The 17,772-nt window shown below is 69.8% G+C and carries 11 protein-coding genes and 1 pseudogene; 1 reads left to right on the forward strand and 11 read right to left on the reverse strand.

Going from position 1 to position 17,772, the window contains the following annotated elements; all coding sequences use genetic code 11:
- Nucleotides 1–4: 4 nt before the first annotated feature.
- The 5 genes from DSC45_RS30750 to DSC45_RS30770 form a co-directional block, all read right to left on the reverse strand.
- Nucleotides 5–1,597, reverse strand: coding sequence for a solute symporter family protein (locus DSC45_RS30750; protein WP_119295278.1), 1,593 nt, complete (start codon nt 1,595–1,597; stop codon nt 5–7).
- Nucleotides 1,594–2,163 (reverse strand): DUF485 domain-containing protein, encoded by a 570-nt coding sequence (locus tag DSC45_RS30755; protein ID WP_240434942.1) that lies wholly within the window; start codon nt 2,161–2,163, stop codon nt 1,594–1,596. Before DSC45_RS30755 ends, DSC45_RS30750 begins: the two co-directional genes overlap by 4 nt.
- Nucleotides 2,164–2,258: 95 nt before the next feature.
- Nucleotides 2,259–2,930 carry a response regulator gene (locus tag DSC45_RS30760; protein WP_119295280.1) on the reverse strand — a complete coding sequence of 224 codons (672 nt, stop codon included), beginning with the start codon at nt 2,928–2,930 and terminating at the stop codon, nt 2,259–2,261.
- Complete coding sequence (locus DSC45_RS30765) at nt 2,927–4,081, reverse strand: sensor histidine kinase (protein ID WP_119295281.1); 1,155 nt, start codon at nt 4,079–4,081, stop codon at nt 2,927–2,929. The genes DSC45_RS30760 and DSC45_RS30765 overlap by 4 nt, the downstream gene beginning before the upstream one ends.
- A gap of 283 nt (nt 4,082–4,364) precedes the next feature.
- Nucleotides 4,365–6,485, reverse strand: a complete 2,121-nt coding sequence (locus DSC45_RS30770) for a DNA gyrase/topoisomerase IV subunit B (protein WP_119295282.1) — start codon at nt 6,483–6,485, stop codon at nt 4,365–4,367.
- A 461-nt stretch (nt 6,486–6,946) separates the two neighbouring features.
- On the opposite strand from DSC45_RS30770, the gene DSC45_RS30775 reads away from it, so the two are divergent.
- Nucleotides 6,947–7,171 carry a DUF7455 domain-containing protein gene (locus tag DSC45_RS30775; protein WP_119295283.1) on the forward strand — a complete coding sequence of 75 codons (225 nt, stop codon included), beginning with the start codon at nt 6,947–6,949 and terminating at the stop codon, nt 7,169–7,171.
- Between the two features lie 769 nt (nt 7,172–7,940).
- Here the strand turns inward: DSC45_RS30775 and DSC45_RS36665 are convergent.
- The 6 genes and pseudogenes from DSC45_RS36665 to DSC45_RS30805 all read right to left on the reverse strand — a co-directional run.
- A pseudogene (locus DSC45_RS36665) lies at nt 7,941–8,711 on the reverse strand (serine protease); the annotation flags it as partial.
- 224 nt (nt 8,712–8,935) lie between these two features.
- Nucleotides 8,936–10,498: an RNA polymerase sigma factor gene (locus tag DSC45_RS30785; RefSeq protein WP_276145480.1), complete on the reverse strand. Its 1,563-nt coding sequence runs from the start codon at nt 10,496–10,498 to the stop codon at nt 8,936–8,938.
- Nucleotides 10,499–10,859: 361 nt separating this feature from the next.
- Nucleotides 10,860–11,765, reverse strand: a complete 906-nt coding sequence (locus DSC45_RS30790) for a FadR/GntR family transcriptional regulator (protein ID WP_119295286.1) — start codon at nt 11,763–11,765, stop codon at nt 10,860–10,862.
- 286 nt (nt 11,766–12,051) lie between these two features.
- Entirely contained in the window at nt 12,052–13,965 is a 1,914-nt protein-coding gene (locus tag DSC45_RS30795) for an ATP-binding cassette domain-containing protein (protein ID WP_119295287.1), read from the reverse strand.
- 104 nt (nt 13,966–14,069) lie between these two features.
- Nucleotides 14,070–14,822 carry an NUDIX hydrolase gene (locus DSC45_RS30800; RefSeq protein ID WP_119295288.1) on the reverse strand — a complete coding sequence of 251 codons (753 nt, stop codon included), beginning with the start codon at nt 14,820–14,822 and terminating at the stop codon, nt 14,070–14,072.
- Between the two features lie 259 nt (nt 14,823–15,081).
- Nucleotides 15,082–17,172, reverse strand: a complete 2,091-nt coding sequence (locus DSC45_RS30805) for a glycogen debranching N-terminal domain-containing protein (RefSeq protein ID WP_162929396.1) — start codon at nt 17,170–17,172, stop codon at nt 15,082–15,084.
- Nucleotides 17,173–17,772: the final 600 nt, after the last annotated feature.

Here is a 17,772-nt window from a genome sequence, read left to right on the forward strand (position 1 = left end):
GGTCTCAGACCGCCCCGGCGCCGGTCAGGGCGCGGACCTCCGTCTCCGCATGCTTGGCCTCGTCCGCGGGCTCCCGTGAAGTGACGGTGCCGATCCAGCCGGCCAGGAAGCCGAGCGGGATGGAGACCAGTCCCGGGTTCTCCAGCGGGAACAACTGGAAGTCGAGCCCCGACAGGATCGACGCCTCGCTCCCGGACACCACGGGCGACAGCAGGACGAGGACGAGGGCGGGGACGAGCCCGCCGTACACGGACCACACCGCTCCGCGAGTCGTGAATTGCCGCCAGAACAACGAGTACAGCAGGACCGGCAGGTTGGCGGATGCGGCTACGGCGAAGGCGAGACCGACCAGGAACGCCACGTTCAGGTTCCGGCAGAGCAGGGCGAGGGCGATGGCCGCTACGCCGATCCCGATGGCTGCCACGCGTGCCACGGCGACCTCGCTGTGCTGCTTGGCGTGCTTGCGGCGGAGCGATGCGTAGAGGTCGTGCGCGACCGACGCGGACGAGGCGAGGGTGATGCCGGCGACCACGGCCAGGATCGTGGCGAAGGCCACGGCGGCGACGATCGCGAAGAGAACCGTGCCGCCCGTCGAATCCGCGCCGCCACCGAGGTCGAGCGAAAGGAGCGGAATCGCCGTGTTGCCCGAGCTGTTGGAGCGGCGGACCTCGTCGGTGCCCACGATCGCGGCGGCACCGAACCCGAGCACGATGGTCATCAGGTAGAAGCTGCCGATGAGGCCGATCGCCCACACCACCGAACGCCGTGCGGCGCGGGCGGTCGGCACGGTGTAGAAGCGCGACAGGATGTGCGGGAGCCCGGCCGTACCGAGCACCAGCGCGAGTCCGAGACTCATGAAGTCGAAGCGCGCGGTCCAGTCGCCGCCGTAGTGCAGTCCTGGGGCCAGGAAGTCCGCGCCGTGCCCGCTGCGGTCCGCGGCGGTACGCAGCAGGTCGTTGAAGTCCCCGTGGAAGCGCACCAGTACGAGCACGGTGAGGGCGAGGGCGCCGCCCATCAGGAGCACGGCCTTGACGATCTGGATCCAGGTGGTGGCACGCATGCCGCCGAACGACACGTAGACGACCATCAGCGCACCGACACCGATCACCGTCCAGGTCTGCGCCGCCTGTCCCGTGCCGCCGAGCAGCAGGGCGACCAGACTGCCGGCGCCGACCATCTGCGCCACCAGGTACAGCACGGAGACGGTCACCGACGAGGTGCCGGCCGCGATCCGCACCGGCCGCTCCCGCATCCGGGCGGCGACCACGTCGGCGAGGGTGAACCTGCCGCAGTTGCGGACGAGTTCGGCGACCAGGAAGAGGACGACCAGCCAGGCGACCAGGAAGCCGACCGAGTAGAGGAGGCCGTCGTAGCCGAAGAGGGCGATGAGGCCCGCGATGCCGAGGAAGGAAGCGGCGGACATGTAGTCGCCGGCGATGGCGAAACCGTTCTCCATCGGTGAGAAGAGCCGGTTGCCGGCGTAGAACTCCTCCGGCGAACCCTGCCGCGTACGGCTCACCCAGGTGGTGATCGCCAGCGTGACGGCGACGAACGCACTGAACAGAAGCAGCGCCAGTGTCTGGTGATTGCCGGTCAACGGTCGATCCCTCGGGTCAGTTCCTGAGTGTTCCAGCGCAGTTCGAGCGCGGCACGGTCGCGGCGCAGCCGTGCATGACGGGCGTACGCCCAGGTCAGCAGGAATGTGGTGAGGAACTGCCCGAGCCCGGCGAGCATCGCGACGTTCACCGCGCCGGCCACCGGCCGGGCCATGAAGTCCGGAACCGTCGTGGCCGCCACCACATACGCCAGGTACCAGGTGAAGAAGGCGATGACTGCGGGCACCACGAACCGCCGGTAGCTTCCACGCACTTCCTGGAACGCCGCGCTGCGCTGCACTTCGAGGTAGATGTCGCCGGCGCTCGCGGCCGCCGTCGCGGATTCGGTGCGCGGGCCGGGAGGCGTCGCTGCGGCCCACGGAGCGTTGGCCGGGGCGGCAGTTGTGGTGGGAAGAGCCTTCGTCGCGGCAGGCACCCCGGCACCGTCGAATCCGCTGTCGAGTTCGCCCCAGCCGGAGGCCGAGGCGTCGTCCCACGGGTCACGGTGATCGCCGGGGTCACCGACCCGGACACCGTGCCCGGTCTCGCGGCTGTCGTGCTGGTCCACCGAAGTCTCCTTGTCCGCGGCCGGACGCGGCCGCGGACCCAAGGATGGACAGAACGGGAAGATCCAGGACTCTCCTCCCGGTGCTCTTCACTCCATCAGGTGACTCGCTTCCCGGGTGGGTACGCGATCCCGTGCCGGTACGCATAGCGCACGGCCTGCGCGCGGTCCCGCACCCCCGTCTTCGCGAAGATCTTGTTGATGTGTGTCTTCACCGTGGCCGTGGACACCTGGAGACTGCGGGCGATCTCGGCGTTGGTGAGCCCTTCGGCGATACGGCCGAGGACCTCGCCCTCGCGTGCGGTCAGACCGTCCGGCAGCTCCTGGGGCGGCTGCGGCACGGCCGCGGACTCCGAGAGCCGCTCCAGGAGCCGGCGTTGGATCTGCGGGGCGAGGCCCGCCTGTCCCGCGAGTACCGCGTGCACGGCCCGCACGATCTCGTCGCCGCCCGCGTCCTTGGTGAGATAGCCACGCGCTCCGGCGCGCAGTGCGGGGAAGAGCGACTCGTCGTCGACGTACGTCGTGAGCACGACGACCTGGGTCTCCGGATGCTGTTCACGGATGCGCCGGGTGGCGGTGACCCCGTCGCAGCGCGGCATCCGCAGGTCCATCAGCACGACGTCCGGGGCCAGTCGGGCCACCAAGGACACCGCCTCGTCACCGTCGCCCGCCGATCCGACGACCTCGATCCCCTCCAACAGGTCCAGGATCATCACGATGCCCTCGCGCACCACGGTCTGGTCGTCGACGACCACCACTCGCGCTGTCATGCCGGCACTCGCAGCCGCACCACGAAGCCCTCCCCCTCCGGCTCCGCCCGCAAGGCGCCGCCGAGCAGCTCTGCCCGTTCCCTCATCCCGAGCAGACCGTAGCCGGAACCGGACTCGCCCGGTGGGGCCGCTTCCCGCGTCCGCCCCGAGTCCCTGACCTCCAGGGTGACTTCACTGTGCTCGTATCCGAGCCGCACCTCGATCCGTGCGCCCGGTGCATGTCTGCGGGCGTTCGTCAGCGCTTCCTGCGCGACGCGTCGCAGCGCCTGGGACACCTCGGCCTCCAACGACCTGGGCTCACCGGCCACTTCCACACGGGCGCCGTCCATCGCCGCGATCTCGCGCAGGTACTCGTCCACGGGGATCATTTCACCGCGCAGGGCGGACAGCGCCTGGCGCGTCTCCGCGAGCCCCTCGCGTGCCATCACACGCGCCGCCACCACTCGTTCGAGTATCTGCTCCCGCCCGGCGTCGCGCTCGATCAGCAGCCTGGCGGCCTCCAGGTGCACGGTCTGTGCGGACAGACTGTGGGCCAGCACGTCATGGATCTCCCGGGCGATCCTGGCCCGCTCCCCCAGCGCCGCCGCCATGGTCTCGGCGGCGCGGATCTCCCGCTCCTGGGCCAGGAGCCGGTATCCGGCGCCCCGGGCCTGCTCGTCGACCCGCAGGGTGACTCCGATCAAGGCCACCGCCCCGGCACTCAGCAGGACCTCCCCCAAGCCGTCCCGGGTCACCGCCAAGAGGCCCACGAGGAGCAGCAGTTGCGCGACGACCCCGGCGATCGGCGGCATCCGGGACATGGCGAGCACCGCGACCGACATCCAGAGCAGGACCGCCGGCTGATACGCCCCGGCCAGATGACCGACCAGGCCGACCACACCGAGCACGGAAAGCAGCGCGCACGACAGCCACAACCGGTTGTCCTGGGTGGCTCGCTGAAAAACGGCCGCAGCGGCGATGCAGGTGCCCACCGCACCCAGCACCACGATCTGACCGGCTCCAGGAAGCACATGCGCGTGGTACGCGCCCAGCAGCAGCCACAGGGCCAACCCCGCCCGCAGTGCCAGATCGAGGCCCATCCTCGCCTTCGGCACACCCACTCGCGAGAGCGCCTCAGGCGTGGGCCATTCCGTCCACCTACGCCACCCCATACCGTTCCCCTCCACCTCCGGACACCGCGCCGCGGGCCGGTCGTGCACCGCTTCACTCACCCATCACGGACGGGGTGCCGAGAGCCCGCTCTCCCCCGACATCACCGGTCCACGTCCAAAGTCCTCTGGTCAGGACGATGCTGTCTTCGACGTTACTGGTGTCCGGCGTGCGGCGGATCGGAGCGCGGGTGGATCTTGGGTGGGCCCTGGGTGGAGCCTCTCTCCACCCAGGGGTGCACTCGCTCGCGGGGCACGGCGTCCGGCCGCTGCCCCGCGAGCGAGTTCAGGCGTCGATACGCGAGCGGTCGAGAGTGGCGGCGGAGCTGGTGATGAACTCCTTGCGGGGCGCGACCTCGTTCCCCATCAGGAGGTCGAAGACCTGCTCGGAGGAGTCCAGATCGCTGATGTTGATCCGGCGCAGGGTGCGGAACCGGGGGTCCATGGTCGTCTCCGCGAGCTGATCGGCATCCATCTCGCCGAGGCCCTTGTAGCGCTGGATCGAGTCCTTGAAGCGGATTCCCTTGCGCTCGAACTCGAGCAGGGTCGAACGCAGTTCGTTGTCGGAGTACGTGTAGACGTACTTGTCCTGGCCCTTCTTGGGCTGGACGAGCTCGATCCGGTGCAAGGGCGGGACCGCCGCGAAGACCCGGCCGGCCTCGACCATCGGCCGCATGTACCGCTGGAAGAGAGTCAGCAGCAGGATGCGGATATGAGCGCCGTCCACATCGGCGTCGACGAGCAGGATGATCTTCCCGTAGCGGGCCGCGTCGAGATCGAAGGTACGGCCCGACCCTGCTCCTATGACCTGGATGATCGCCCCGCACTCGGCGTTCTTGAGCATGTCCGAGACGGACGCCTTCTGAACGTTGAGGATTTTGCCGCGGATCGGGAGCAGCGCCTGGAACTCCGAGTTCCGGGCGAGCTTCGCAGTGCCGAGCGCGGAGTCCCCCTCGACGATGAAGAGCTCACTGCGGTCGACATCGTCACTGCGGCAGTCGGCGAGCTTGGCCGGCAACGAGGACGACTCGAGCGCGGTCTTCCGCCGCTGCGCCTCCTTGTGCTGACGGGCGGCGATACGCGTCCGAGCGGCGGCGACGGTCTTCTCGAGGACCGCCCGCGCCTGGGCCTTGGCGTCCCGCTTGGTCGAGGCCAGGAACGCCTTGAGCTCCTTCGCCACGACGTTGGCCACGATGCGGTTGGCGGCGGAGGTGCCGAGCACCTCCTTGGTCTGCCCCTCGAACTGCGGCTCGGCGAGACGGACCGTGACCACTGCGGTGAGCCCTTCGAGGGCGTCGTCCTTGACGACGTCGTCCTCGGCGACCCGCAGCACCTTCTGTGCCCGGAGCTGCTCGTTCACCGTCTTGGCGAGCGACCGCTCGAAGCCGCTGACGTGGGTGCCGCCCTTGGGGGTGGCGATGATGTTCACGAAGGACTTGATCGTGGTGTCGTACCCCGTGCCCCAGCGGAGCGCGATGTCCACACCGAGCTCACGGGTGACCTCGGTGGGCGTCATGTGCCCGAGATCGTCGAGCACCGGGACGGTCTCCTTGAAGGTGCCCTGACCCGACAGCCGCTGGACGTCGCAGATCGCCTTGTCCTGAGCGAGGTACTCGCAGAACTCACTGATTCCGCCGTCGAAGCGGAACGTCTCCTCGCTCTTGCCGATGCCCTCGAGGTCGCGCTCGTCCCGGACGACGATCGTCAGACCCGGAACCAGGAAGGCCGTCTGGCGGGCGCGCTGGTGCAGCGTCTCGAGCGAGAGCTTGGCGTCCTTGAGGAAGATCTGCCGGTCCGCCCAGTACCGCACCCGGGTGCCGGTACGGGTCTTCGGGATCCGCTTGCCCTTGACGGTGCCGCTGGAGGCCTCGAAGGGGGCGTCCGGCCCCTCCTTGGAGAACTGCCCCGGCACCCCGCGCCGGAAGCTGATCGCATGCGTGGCGCTGCGCAGGTCGACCTCGACGTCGAGGCGCGCCGACAGCGCGTTGACCACGGAGGCACCGACACCGTGCAGGCCGCCGGAGGCCGCGTAGGCGCCACCGCCGAACTTGCCGCCGGCGTGCAGCTTGGTCATGACGACCTCGACGCCCGAGAGCCCCGTCTTGGGCTCCACGTCGACCGGGATGCCCCGGCCGTTGTCCCTGACCTCGACGGAGCCGTCGTGGTGCAGGATCACGTCGATGCGGTCGCAGTACCCGCCGAGAGCCTCGTCGACGGAGTTGTCGATGATCTCCCACAGGCAGTGCATGAGTCCGCGGCTGTCCGTCGACCCGATATACATACCGGGGCGCTTACGGACGGCTTCCAGCCCCTCGAGGACGAGAAGGTGCCGCGCGGTGTAGTTGGAGCCGTCCCGGTCTGCTCCGGTCAGCAGCGCAGTGGACGGCACGGACGTCTCGGCGGTCACGCGTTTCGCTCCTCGCTGAATTCTGATGAAGACCCCAGTGAACAGGGTCCGGCGTCGGTCGCCGGTCAGAGGGTACCGAGGCCTGGTAGAGCCGATGTACCGCCACCCTCGTCTGCGCTCAGACTAGTCCACGGTCGCATGGGTGTTCGATCCCTCGATGGGGTGATGCGGATATCACGTTCCCAAGCGCGCATGAACCATTTAGGCTCCGGGCACGTCCTCATGAACAACCAGCCGCACCTGGCTGGGAGGGCCAAGATGATCCACAACCCATTCGACATACGAACTCGGCAGACCAAGCGAAAACCGTAAGACACGTAATACGGCACATTCGCCGCCAACCGGCAGCAGACAGCCGCCTCGGAAAGAATTTTCGAGGGAATGCCACGAGCGGGAACGTTTTGGGGCTGGTTGGATGTTGACCCTGGTACGACAGCTCGTCGAGCTAGAGAAGAGGCGACGTGACTACTGTTCTGACCCCCGCGACCCCGCTGACGGCCGCAGACCGGTGCGACCGCTGCGGCGCCCAGGCATATCTGCGCGTCGTCCTGTTGAGCGGCGGTGAACTGCTCTTCTGCGCCCACCACGGCCGCAAGTTCGAGCCGGAACTCAAGAAGATCGCCGCTGAGATACAGGACGAGACAGAACGGCTTACGGCCGTGCCTGCAAACGACGAGGATCACTGACGCCTCGCACAACGACGAGCCTGGACCGGCTCGAGGCCGGTCAATGGGCGGTGACCCCTGGATCCACCAGGGGCCACCGCCCGTTCTCATGTCCGCGTCCCGCGCGTCGGGTCGCTCAGGACTTACCCGCTCCCGCACGGCCCGGCCCTGAGCCCGCCGCACGCGGGAGCTCAGCACGCTCCGCTGCGCCCGTGTCGGACGTCGGACCGTGCGTACCCCCGTCCTGGCGCGCGCCGTCCTGAGCGGCAGCCCTGGAGGCCTTCTCGGTCCGTTCCGTGGGGCGCTCCGCCGGCGACGCGTCTGCCGGTGCCTCGGCGCCCTCCGCCTGTGGCGCGCCACCAGCGGGTCCTCTGCCACGTGCGGCGGGGCCCGGGGAAGCCGACTGTTCGCCGGCGTCCGACCCTGGACGCCCGCCGCTCTCCTGGGGATCCGTCTCCGTCGCGTCCGGTGCGGAGCTTGCTGAAGCCGACGGTTGCGGGCTACCGGTGGGCCGATCCGTGGCCGGCTGACGGGGCGGCTGGTCCAGCCCGCCCTCGTCCAGTGGCACGCCTTCGTCCGAGCCGGACTCGACGGGGGCGTCGGACTCCCCGGACGGCGCATCGGCGGGCGGACGCGGAGTCTCCGATTCCGAAGCTCCCTCCTCTGCCGGCACGTCGGAGCCGCCGCTCTCGGCAGGACCGTCGCCCGATTCGCCCAGGCCGCCGTCGTCTTCCTTCGTGGGAGACGGGCTGGTGCCGCGCGCCGTCTCGGGGTTCCGGCGCACCACGTCGGAGATCCGCGTGTAGACCCCTGGACTGCCCGCCTTCCCGCAGCCACTGCCCCACGAGACGAGGCCGATGAGCCGCCCGCGCGCCACCAACGGGCCCCCGCTGTCGCCCTGGCACGCGTCCCGGCCACCCGCTTCCTCACCCGCGCAGAGCATGGACGCCTTCAGATACCTGCCGTCCGCCGTGCCCGGGTAGGCCTCCTCGCAATCCCTGTCCGGCAGCACCTTCACCCGGGCAGCCCGCAGCACCGATGCGTAGTCCCCAGTTCCGGTCGTATCCCCCCAACCGAGGACGTCCGCCGGTGTGCCCGCGCGGTACGCCGAGTCGTCGCCCTTCTCTGCCAGAGGCACGGCCGTGGACTTCGGCAGATCGGCGTCCACCGTGAGCACGGCCACGTCCCCGGCGTTCGTGTACTCGTCGTACTCCGGGTCGATCCACACGTCCTGCACGGGCAGTTCACGGCCGTCCTTCTCGCGGAGGTCGCCGCGCCCGGAGATCACCCGGAGGTCCCGCACCTGCCCGAGCGGCGCGCCCAGCACGTCCTCACCCAGACAGTGGGCGGCCGTCAGGACGGTCCGCTTTCCGATCACCGCGCCACCGCAGAACTGGCCGGAACGCGTACCCCCGAACCGGTCACGACTGGAGACCGCGACCGTCCATGGGTGATCCGCGACCTGCACCGGCCGACCGCCGACAATCACGCTGTCCGCCACGGCGGGTGGCGGCGCGACCAGCGGGGCGATGACCGCTGTGACCGTCGCGAGCAGGCCCAGCGTTCCCGGCCACGACCCCGGTGGCGTACTCGTCGGCGTACTCGACTCCGTACCTGCGAAGGGACGGCGACGCATGCGCTCTCCTCACACTGGGTTGCAATGCCACACTCAGCGTCGTCGAGGCCTCACAGCCGCGCATGCGCGCAAAAGCACAGGGCCCGGACTCCTGAGGAGTCCGGGCCCTTCGGCGCGGGGGACGGACCGACCGTCCCCCGACCGGCTGTCTAGTCCAGGTAGTCGCGCAGTACCTGGGAGCGGGACGGGTGGCGGAGCTTGGACATCGTCTTCGACTCGATCTGACGGATGCGCTCGCGCGTCACCCCGTAGACCTTGCCGATCTCGTCGAGCGTCTTCGGCTGACCGTCAGTCAGACCGAACCGCATCGAGACGACGCCCGCCTCACGCTCGGAGAGGGTGTCGAGCACCGAGTGCAGCTGCTCCTGCAGCAGCGTGAAGCTGACCGCGTCGGCCGGAACGACCGCCTCGGAGTCCTCGATGAGGTCACCGAACTCGCTGTCTCCGTCCTCGCCGAGCGGAGTGTGCAGCGAGATCGGCTCACGGCCGTACTTCTGGACCTCGATGACCTTCTCCGGGGTCATGTCGAGTTCCTTGGCCAGCTCCTCCGGCGTGGGCTCGCGGCCCAGGTCCTGGAGCATCTGCCGCTGCACACGCGCGAGCTTGTTGATGACCTCGACCATGTGCACCGGAATACGGATGGTGCGGGCCTGGTCGGCCATCGCGCGCGTGATCGCCTGACGGATCCACCAGGTCGCGTACGTCGAGAACTTGTAGCCCTTGGTGTAGTCGAACTTCTCGACCGCACGGATGAGGCCCAGGTTGCCCTCCTGGATCAGGTCCAGGAAGAGCATGCCGCGGCCCGTGTAGCGCTTGGCGAGCGAGACGACCAGGCGCAGGTTGGCCTCGAGCAGGTGGTTCTTGGCCCGGCGACCGTCCTCCGCGATGATCTCCAGCTCGCGCTTGAGCTTGGGGGCCAGCTTGTCGGAGTTCGCCAGCTTGTCCTCGGCGAACAGGCCGGCCTCGATCCGCTTGGCGAGCTCGACCTCCTGCTCCGCGTTGAGCAGCGGGACCTTGCCGATCTGCTTCAGGTAGTCCTTGACCGGGTCGGCCGTGGCTCCGGCGACCGCGACCTGCTGCGCCGGCGCGTCGTCCTCGTCGTCGTCGGAGAGGACGAAGCCCTTGGCCTCGCCGCCGGTCTCCTCGGTCTCCTCCTCGCCCGGCTTGGCGGGGGCGGCGGCGGTCTCCTCGACCGCGTCGTCGCCCTCGACGAGCTCGTCGAGGTCCTTCTTGCCCGCGGTCTTCTTCGCCGCGGTCTTCTTCGCGACGGTCTTCTTCGCCGTCGTCTTCTTCGCCGGTGCCTTCTTGGCGGCGGCCTTCTTCTCCGGAGCGGTCTCCTCGGTCTCCTCGACCGGGGCGTCGGATGCGGTCGCAGGCGCGGTGGCAGTCGCCTTCTTCGCCGTGGCCGCCTTGGCGGCGACGGTCTTGGTAGCGGTGCGCTTCACCGGACTCTTCGCTGCGACGCTCTTACGGGGGCGCTTCGGCGACTCCGCGGCACTGACCATCAGCGTCACACCCTCTTCCTCGAGGATCTGGTTGAGGCTGCGCAGAACGTTCTTCCACTGAGTGGCCGGAATCTGGTCAGCTTCGAAGGCTCGACGCACGTCGTCGCCGGCGATCTGCCCCTCGGCCTTTCCCCGCTCGATGAGCGCCATGACAGACTCGGACTCGGCGATCTCCGGCGGGAGCGTACGGGATGTGCTGGCCGACACGAACAACCTCTCGGAACGATGGAAACGGCTTCCGGCACCGTCCTCATGGGACCGGAACCGCTGACCGCCGACTGGGGATGGCCGACGGCACGGGCGGGGCGTCAGAGCTGGACAGCGCCGTGAACGGCTGCTGTATTCCCTCCTCGACTGTCGCCTCTTAGGTCATCGCGCTACCTCGTGGAGCGTTACGCCCAATCCGCGTGGCCCGAGTCACACCCCGTAACCGTCTAAAACGGTCAGTGCTTGACATTTATGTACAGATAGCCACCCATGCGCGAGTCGCCGGGCCCGATGGGGAGCCGGCGACTCGGCACGGAGTCCGGAACGGCGCGTGCACCGACGAGGGAGCGCGCTCCGGGGGTCAGTGCTCGCGCGGTGCGGGGACCTCGCGAGGCGCCGGAACCACACGGTCGACGTCCGGGAGCGCGGTCAGCAGCTGCCGCATCGCCCCTTCGGCCGAAGCGCCGTCGCCGGCCGCGAGCGCGTCGACGATGCGGCCGTGCTGGGCGAGCGAAGTGTCGGTCGGACGGTCGCAGCCGGTGACCGGACCGCCGGAGACGTGCAGGGCGGCAGAGACGATGCCCGACAGGTGCTCCATCATGCGGTTGCCCGCGACCTGGATCAGCAGGGAATGGAACTCCGCGTCCGCGCGGGAGAACGTGATCGCGTCACCCGCGTCCAGCGCCCGGCCCATGATGTCGACCATGTCGGCGAGACGCTGCTGGACATCTTCGCGTCCGTGGCCCGCGGCGAGGCGTGCGGCCAGCGGCTCGATCGTCCAACGCAGCTCACTGAGCTCGCGACGCTGGTCGTCGCGCTGCGGGCCGAAGGCGCGCCATTCGATGATGTCGGGGTCGAGCAGGTTCCAGTCGCTGACCGGGCGGACTCGCGTGCCCACGTTCGGGCGGGCGCTGACCAGGCCCTTGGCCTCGAGGACGCGGAGCGACTCGCGGACGACGGTCCTCGAGACCTCGAAGCGCTGGCCGATCTCCTCGGGGACGAGTGGACGGTCCGCCCCGAGGTCACCCGAGACGATCATCTGCCCCAGCTGCTGGACGAGTTGGCCGTGCAGTCCGCGCCCGCGGCTGCCTGCGGGGCGTCGTCCGACCCGTCCGAGGTCGGACTCCGCCCCCTCCCAGGAAGGCGCCGGGGCGCGCCCCGCCGCAGAGGGCTCTGCATAGGGATAGCGGTCGAGTTCACCCGGGCCGGCAAGGCCTGAGCCGGCGGAGCGGGCGGTGGTCATCATGGTGTGCGCAAGGGTACTCACGCATCCTTTGTCGGCTCCGCCTCCAACCCCCTTGAGGTCTTTGGTGAAAAGCACACGAAAGGGTGATCGCTTACCTTGCCGCAATTGACGGCTTATCGTGATGAATCAGACATATTGCTCGGTAACTGTGTGCGATTGCCGGGAGTTGGGATTCGCGTGCCTCAAGTTCCGTTCACTGCACGATTCGTGAGGCCAGACGGTTGCCGTCGCAGTAGAGCGCGGCGGCCGGCGGCAGATTGCCGACAGATCTGTGACCCTCTGTGAACTACCCCGGCACAACGGTCCTCTAGCGAGCCCGGGGCCGCGGCCTGAGCGATGTCAGAACGTAGGCGACGAGGAGGGCGCCCAGGCTCAAGAGGAGGGCGCCGCCCACCGGTTGAGCCAGAATCCGCACAACGGAGGCGACATAGTGGTTGCCGCCCGCCGGCCACGGCACAAGGGCCAGTTCCCGCAGCCTCTCCGGGAGTCCCGTTGCGGAGCGCACGGCCGGTCCGGCCAGCAGCTTCTGCACGGCCGGCACCAGCGCCACAGGAACCGCGAGGACGGCCGCCAGCCCTGCCGCGGTGGACCGGAACACTCCTGCCGCCAGCACCCCGGCCCACGCACAACCCACCGCGAGGGCGATCCAACCCGTCAGCAGAGACGGCCAGTTGCCGGGCACCGCCGTCATCTCGTCGCCGTAGAACAGGTGGAGGGTCGCCCTGTCCGTGAGCAGAGTGATCACTGCGAGGATCGCTGCGGTTACTGCCGAGACGAGCAGTTTCGCCAGCAGGAGGCCGATCCTGCGTGGCACGGTCCCCCGGTCCACTGCCAGCGCAGGGTGCCGGAACTCGTCACCGAACGCCAGGGCACCCAGCAGTCCGGCGCCCAAGGCCGCGGGGGGCAGCGGCATCTCCAGGTGCCAGGCGGCCAGGAGGCGGGGCACCGGAGTGTGACCTGTCCTCGCCAGGACCACGGCGGTCACCGCCGACACGGCCAAGACCGACAGGACGACCAGGAAACCGGTGCTCACGCCGAGTGCCCTCCGCAATTCGTACCGCAGCGGGCGCAACGGCGCCCTCGACGGACGTACGGAGATGGGCGGCGGGAGTGGCGACAACGCTTGGTCCGGCGTTACCGGAAGGGAGGCAGCCACCGGGGACGGTGCGCGGGCCGGCTCCGCACCGCGGGTGGATGCGGTGGCGCCCGGGGCAGTCGTGGTGGTGCATTCGTCCGCTGCCTCGGGCGTGGGCGGGGCCGTCGGAGCCTGGTCGAGATCGCCGTCGGTCCATTCGTGATCGTCGCCGGTCACGTTGCCGGATTCTTCGTGCGGCAGCGGTGCCGATGGGCCGGAGTCGCCTGTCTCGTCAGCGAGTTGATGCACCAGGACGCCGTGCCTGAAGGCGATATCGCCCACCGCCGCACAGCTGCTGCCGTATACCGACAGCCGGTTGCCCCCTTCCCGTGCGACCTCTACCGAACGACGCCCGACCCGTGCCTCCTTCGTGAGGAGAGCAGCGAGCCGTGCCGCGTAGGGCGACACCACTGCGACCCGCGGACGGAGCCGGGTGCGGGCAAAGTCCTCAACTGCCTGGTCACCGACGATCTTTCCGCGCTCAAGAGTGACGACGTGGTCCGCGGTACGGGCCGCCTCCTTCGCATCCGCGGTCGCGAACAGCACCGTGCCACCCTGGCCGGCGTACGCCCGCAGAACGCCGTGCAACCAAGCCGCCTCGCGCGAGGACAGCCCGTCCGCGGGCGAGTCGAGCACCAGAGTGTGCGGGTCACCCAACAACGCACAGGCCAGTCCGAGACGACGGTCCAGGCCACGGGAGAGCGTCCCGAGCCGCTCGTCCCGCAGACTGACCAGCCCGACGACCTCCAGCACGTCGTCAGCTCTGACCACCGGCACGCCCACGGCCGCGCACAGCATGCGCAGTTGCCCCCTGACGGAACGTCCGGGGTGTCCGGGCACCTGCCCCAGCAGCACGCCCACCTCGCGCGACGGATGTGGGATGCGGTGCAGCGGGCGGCCTCTGAAGTACGTGACGCCTCGGCCGGGTTGCAGCTCGAGCATCAGCCGCAGCGCGGCGCCGGTGCCCGAGCCTGCGGCACCGAGCAGAGCCGTCACACGGCCGGCTCGGGCCTCGAAGGACACGTCGTCGACGGTGGGCGGCTTGCCCTGTCGGGTGTGAGTGGTCAGTCCAGTGGCCTGAATCATCGCTTCTCTCGCGGGACGTAGGGATCCCGAAGGGTCTCCAGCAAGATAACGCGATGTTTCCGGCAATTCGGGCAGGGGCTGGGCGGCGAGTGTGGCCGCCACCCTCACACTTCGGGGCGCAGCATCGGTGGGTTGAGAAGCGTGGCCCCACCGGCCCTGAACAGTTGTGCGGGACGGCCGCCTTGGCGGGTGGTCGTCCCACCGGTGGGCACAAGGAACCCTGGCGTACCCGTGACCTTGCGGTGGAAGTTGCGCGGATCCAGCACTACGCCCCACACCGCCTCGTACACCCTGCGCAGCTCCCCCACCGTGAACTCGTTCGGGCAGAAAGCCGTGGCCAGGGAGGAGTACTCGATCTTCGATCGTGCCCGCTCCACGCCGTCGGCGAGGATCTGACCGTGGTCGAAGGCGAGGGTTCCTGTGCCGTCGCTGTCCTGCTCGAGGAAGGCGTCGACGGCTGCCCAGCGGGCACTGTGCGCATCGCCACCGGCCCGGGGTGCGGGCAGGTCGGGCGCGAGCGCGAGGTGCGCGACGCTGACCACACGCATCCGGGGGTCGCGCTTCGGGTCGCCGTAGGTGGCGAGCTGCTCGAGGTGGGCGTCATTGCCGGCTGACGGCGCGGAAGCGTCTGCGTCGTGGACCCGCAGGCCCGTCTCCTCCACGAGCTCACGCGCCGCCGCGGCGGCCAGGTCCTCGTCGTCCCGTACAAAACCGCCGGGCAGGGCCCAGCGCCCCTGGAACGGCGGCTCTCCCCTGCGCACGGCCAGTGCACACAGCTCGTGCCGTCGAACGGTCAGCACCACCAGGTCGACGGTGACGGCGAAGGGCGGGAAGGCCGACGGGTCGTAGGGCGACATGCCGTGATCATAGTCGTCTGCCTGACGATAAACACTCCCTTGCGGAGGAAGATCGACGCTCGCCGGCCACAACTGGTGGCCTGCGCCGGCCGGCCCGCCGTGGGCCGGACGGGCGACGGAGTCGGGCAGTGCGTGGCCGGACCAGGCAAGCCGACGATCGTCCGGCCGAACCTCCGAACGTTCCCCAGCGGCCCCCAGCCCGTACGAGTGGGCCACTGCGCCATCGTCCCAACCCGGCGTTCGTTCGTACCCCCGCGCCTCAAGTCCGCAGACGCATGCCTGGTTTCACCTCCTCGACCATGGCCAGCCCATGTCCGTCGACTCGGGCGGTGAAGGGACTACCGGCCAGCGCGAGTCCCGTGAGAGTCAGGTCGCCGAGCGGCACACTGCGCGCGGGCCGGAGTGTCACCGTCCCCGCCGGGACGTCGGGCCTGACGCCCACCAGTGCGATCAACATGTGCAGCGCCCCGGCGGCGGCCGTGGCAGCCGGCCTGCATGCCGCTGGATGCGGCAACGGAGCGCTGCGCTGCACCCGCTGAAGCCCACCGACCATTTCGGGCAGTCGGTGACCGAAGAACTGAGACACGCACAGCGAACCCCTGACCAACGAAGCAGCATCCGCCTCCCGGCCGACGGCCACCAGACCTGCTGCCGCCACGGCCGTGTCGTGGAGGTGCACCGCTCCGTTGCGCCGGCCCAGCGGGCTGAAGCCACGCTCCGTCGTACCGAGGCTCCGCAGTCCCCACCCGGAGTTCATGGCGGGGCCCCCGAGGAGGTCGGCCAGCCTCCCGCTCTGCCCGCCGTCCAGGAGGGCGGGCGCGAATTCACCCGCTGCGGACAGACCTGGATCCAGGAGGTGCGCCGACCTGCTGTTGAGTGCGACATGGGGCCGCCCGTCGTCGGCCAGGTACGCGGCGGGGCGCCCTCCGTCGCGGTCCGCGACCCAGAAGTCCCTGCGAAACGACCTGCGTAGCTCCCGAGCCCACTGGCGCCAGGCCTCGGCCCCCGGCCAGCCGTAGGCATCGAGGAGGTCGGCGCCCAGAAGCGCGGCCCGGTGCGCATGCGCCTGCGTCGCGGCCCGGAACAGTACGCGCGGCCCGGGGGCCGGGACGTAGGACCCGTCCCCCACCGCTCGTCGGAGCCAGTCGAGGCATCGTTGTGCTGTCGGCACGAGCGGCGCCGCTTCGTGATCCGCCAGCCCCCAGAGCCGCGCCTCCGCGAGCAGGGCGGGGAAGAGCAGCGTCGCTTCGACTTCCGATGCGGACGCGTTCGAACGCCGGCTGGACGTCGCCTGCCCCCGGGATCCGACCAACAGCCCGAACTGCCTCCCCGGCTCCTGGTGTTGAGCCCTCGCCAACGTCCGCATCGTTCCGAACGCGAGCCCCGTTCCCAGCGGCAGGCACATGCGCGCGGCGGCGACGGCCTCACCCGGTGACAGGCCACAACGCCAAGGGACTCCAGCGGCCAGGTACAACTCCCCAGCGTGTTCAGGATCAGGAACAAGCAACCCGCGCAGATCCTGCAGGCAGGTGCGGAGCATCCGGGACGGTCGCGGATCACCGCAGATCGCTTCAGCAGCCGAGAACGGTCCGCGCAACCCCGGCCTTACGGGTGGCCGGACGGCCTCGACGGCCTTCCTCCGACGCATCACCGGACCGGTTGGCTCGACCATGGTCTTCGCGCCTGCCCGTCCGGACGGACGGGCGCGAGTTCGACGGTCCGGCAGGCGCGGCGGTTCACTCGCGGCGTGTACGGCTCGGGTCCGGCCGGCCCAGGCCTGACTCTCCTTGAACGGCTGCACGGTCAGATCGACCACGAAGGTGCCGGCGGGCGGCAGTTGGATGTTCCAGCGCAGCAGTCCGGATTGGGCCAGGGCGTCGTCCGGCGGCGGATCGGCCGTGACTACGCAATCTCCGTCGGCCGACGTCCAACGAAGCCCGGCCGAGCACACCCCGGCCGGAACGCTCGCCGAGCCGAAGCCGTTCACGAGCGCGTCGATATCCGCCAGGTCCGTACCCAAAGAGACCTCAACCGGCATGCGGAGAGCCCGCTGCGCCGCGCTGCGCAGCACGATCCGTTCCCTGCCGGCCGCCACCCTGACGCGCTCCACGATCAGGACCGGATCGGGGCTGCCGGAAGCACTCAGGAGGCCGACGAAGGCGGCTCGGTCGGCCCGCACCATCCGGGCCTGGAGAGGAGTCGGTTCCTGCCCTGCCACCCGCAGGCGACACTGGGAGAGAAGGCGCTTGCCGCCGCTGTAGAACCCTTCGAGTCCCGATCCGGTGATCTGACCGTGCCTCGCCCCGATGAAGAGACGGGGAAGCGCGACACCGATCAGCGCATCGTGCATGGCCGGTACGCGGAACCGGGGCGGGGCAGCCGCACGCCCCTTCCGTCCTCCTGCGACGCCCGCGGTCGGGGCCCGCCGACGTCGCGCTGGGTGCGGGCGGCGCGACGTCCCGGAAGGAAGCGTCGCAGCGGCCGAGGGCGCAGGTGCAGGTGCAGGTGCAGGCGCTTCAGAAAGACGGTGCGGATGCCTGCCCGTACTCGACGCTCGCATCATCTCCGGCCCCTCGCGTCGCCCGACGGGCACCCCTCCCGACGGCGCCGGAGCGGGAGGGGGTGCCGCAACCCGAACCGGAGCCGGTGCGACAGCGTCCGTGGATCGGGCTCGCGATGCCGCGGGACCTCTCGTCACCTCTGCCCTCACCGCTACGTACCGGCCCACCCGATCCGCTTCGCCCGCGATCCTGGCGTCGACACGTCGCACCGGGAACTCCACTCCGTAGCCTCCCGCACCCGAGCGCCCGCTCCGGCGCCGGCGCCGTCCGCGAGGGGTCGCTCGGTGCCCGGCACCGGTCTCCCGGCACGAGCCAGGCGGCGCCGTCCGGTCACGTCCTGCGCCGCCATACCTCACGTCGGTCACTGACACAGCAACACCGGCGCCGAC

Source organism: Streptomyces sp. YIM 130001 (assembly GCF_003574445.1).
Taxonomy (GTDB): domain Bacteria; phylum Actinomycetota; class Actinomycetes; order Streptomycetales; family Streptomycetaceae; genus Streptomyces.

Bases quoted from the DNA above. Each gene is read 5' to 3' on its own strand.
- DSC45_RS30795 (WP_119295287.1), bottom strand. From the start codon at position 13,965: ATGATTCAGGCCACTGGACTGACCACTCACACCCGACAGGGCAAGCCG.
- DSC45_RS30765 (WP_119295281.1), bottom strand. From the start codon at position 4,081: ATGGGGTGGCGTAGGTGGACGGAATGGCCCACGCCTGAGGCGCTCTCG.
- DSC45_RS30800 (WP_119295288.1), bottom strand. From the start codon at position 14,822: ATGTCGCCCTACGACCCGTCGGCCTTCCCGCCCTTCGCCGTCACCGTC.
- DSC45_RS30805 (WP_162929396.1), bottom strand. From the start codon at position 17,172: ATGCACGATGCGCTGATCGGTGTCGCGCTTCCCCGTCTCTTCATCGGG.
- DSC45_RS30760 (WP_119295280.1), bottom strand. From the start codon at position 2,930: ATGACAGCGCGAGTGGTGGTCGTCGACGACCAGACCGTGGTGCGCGAG.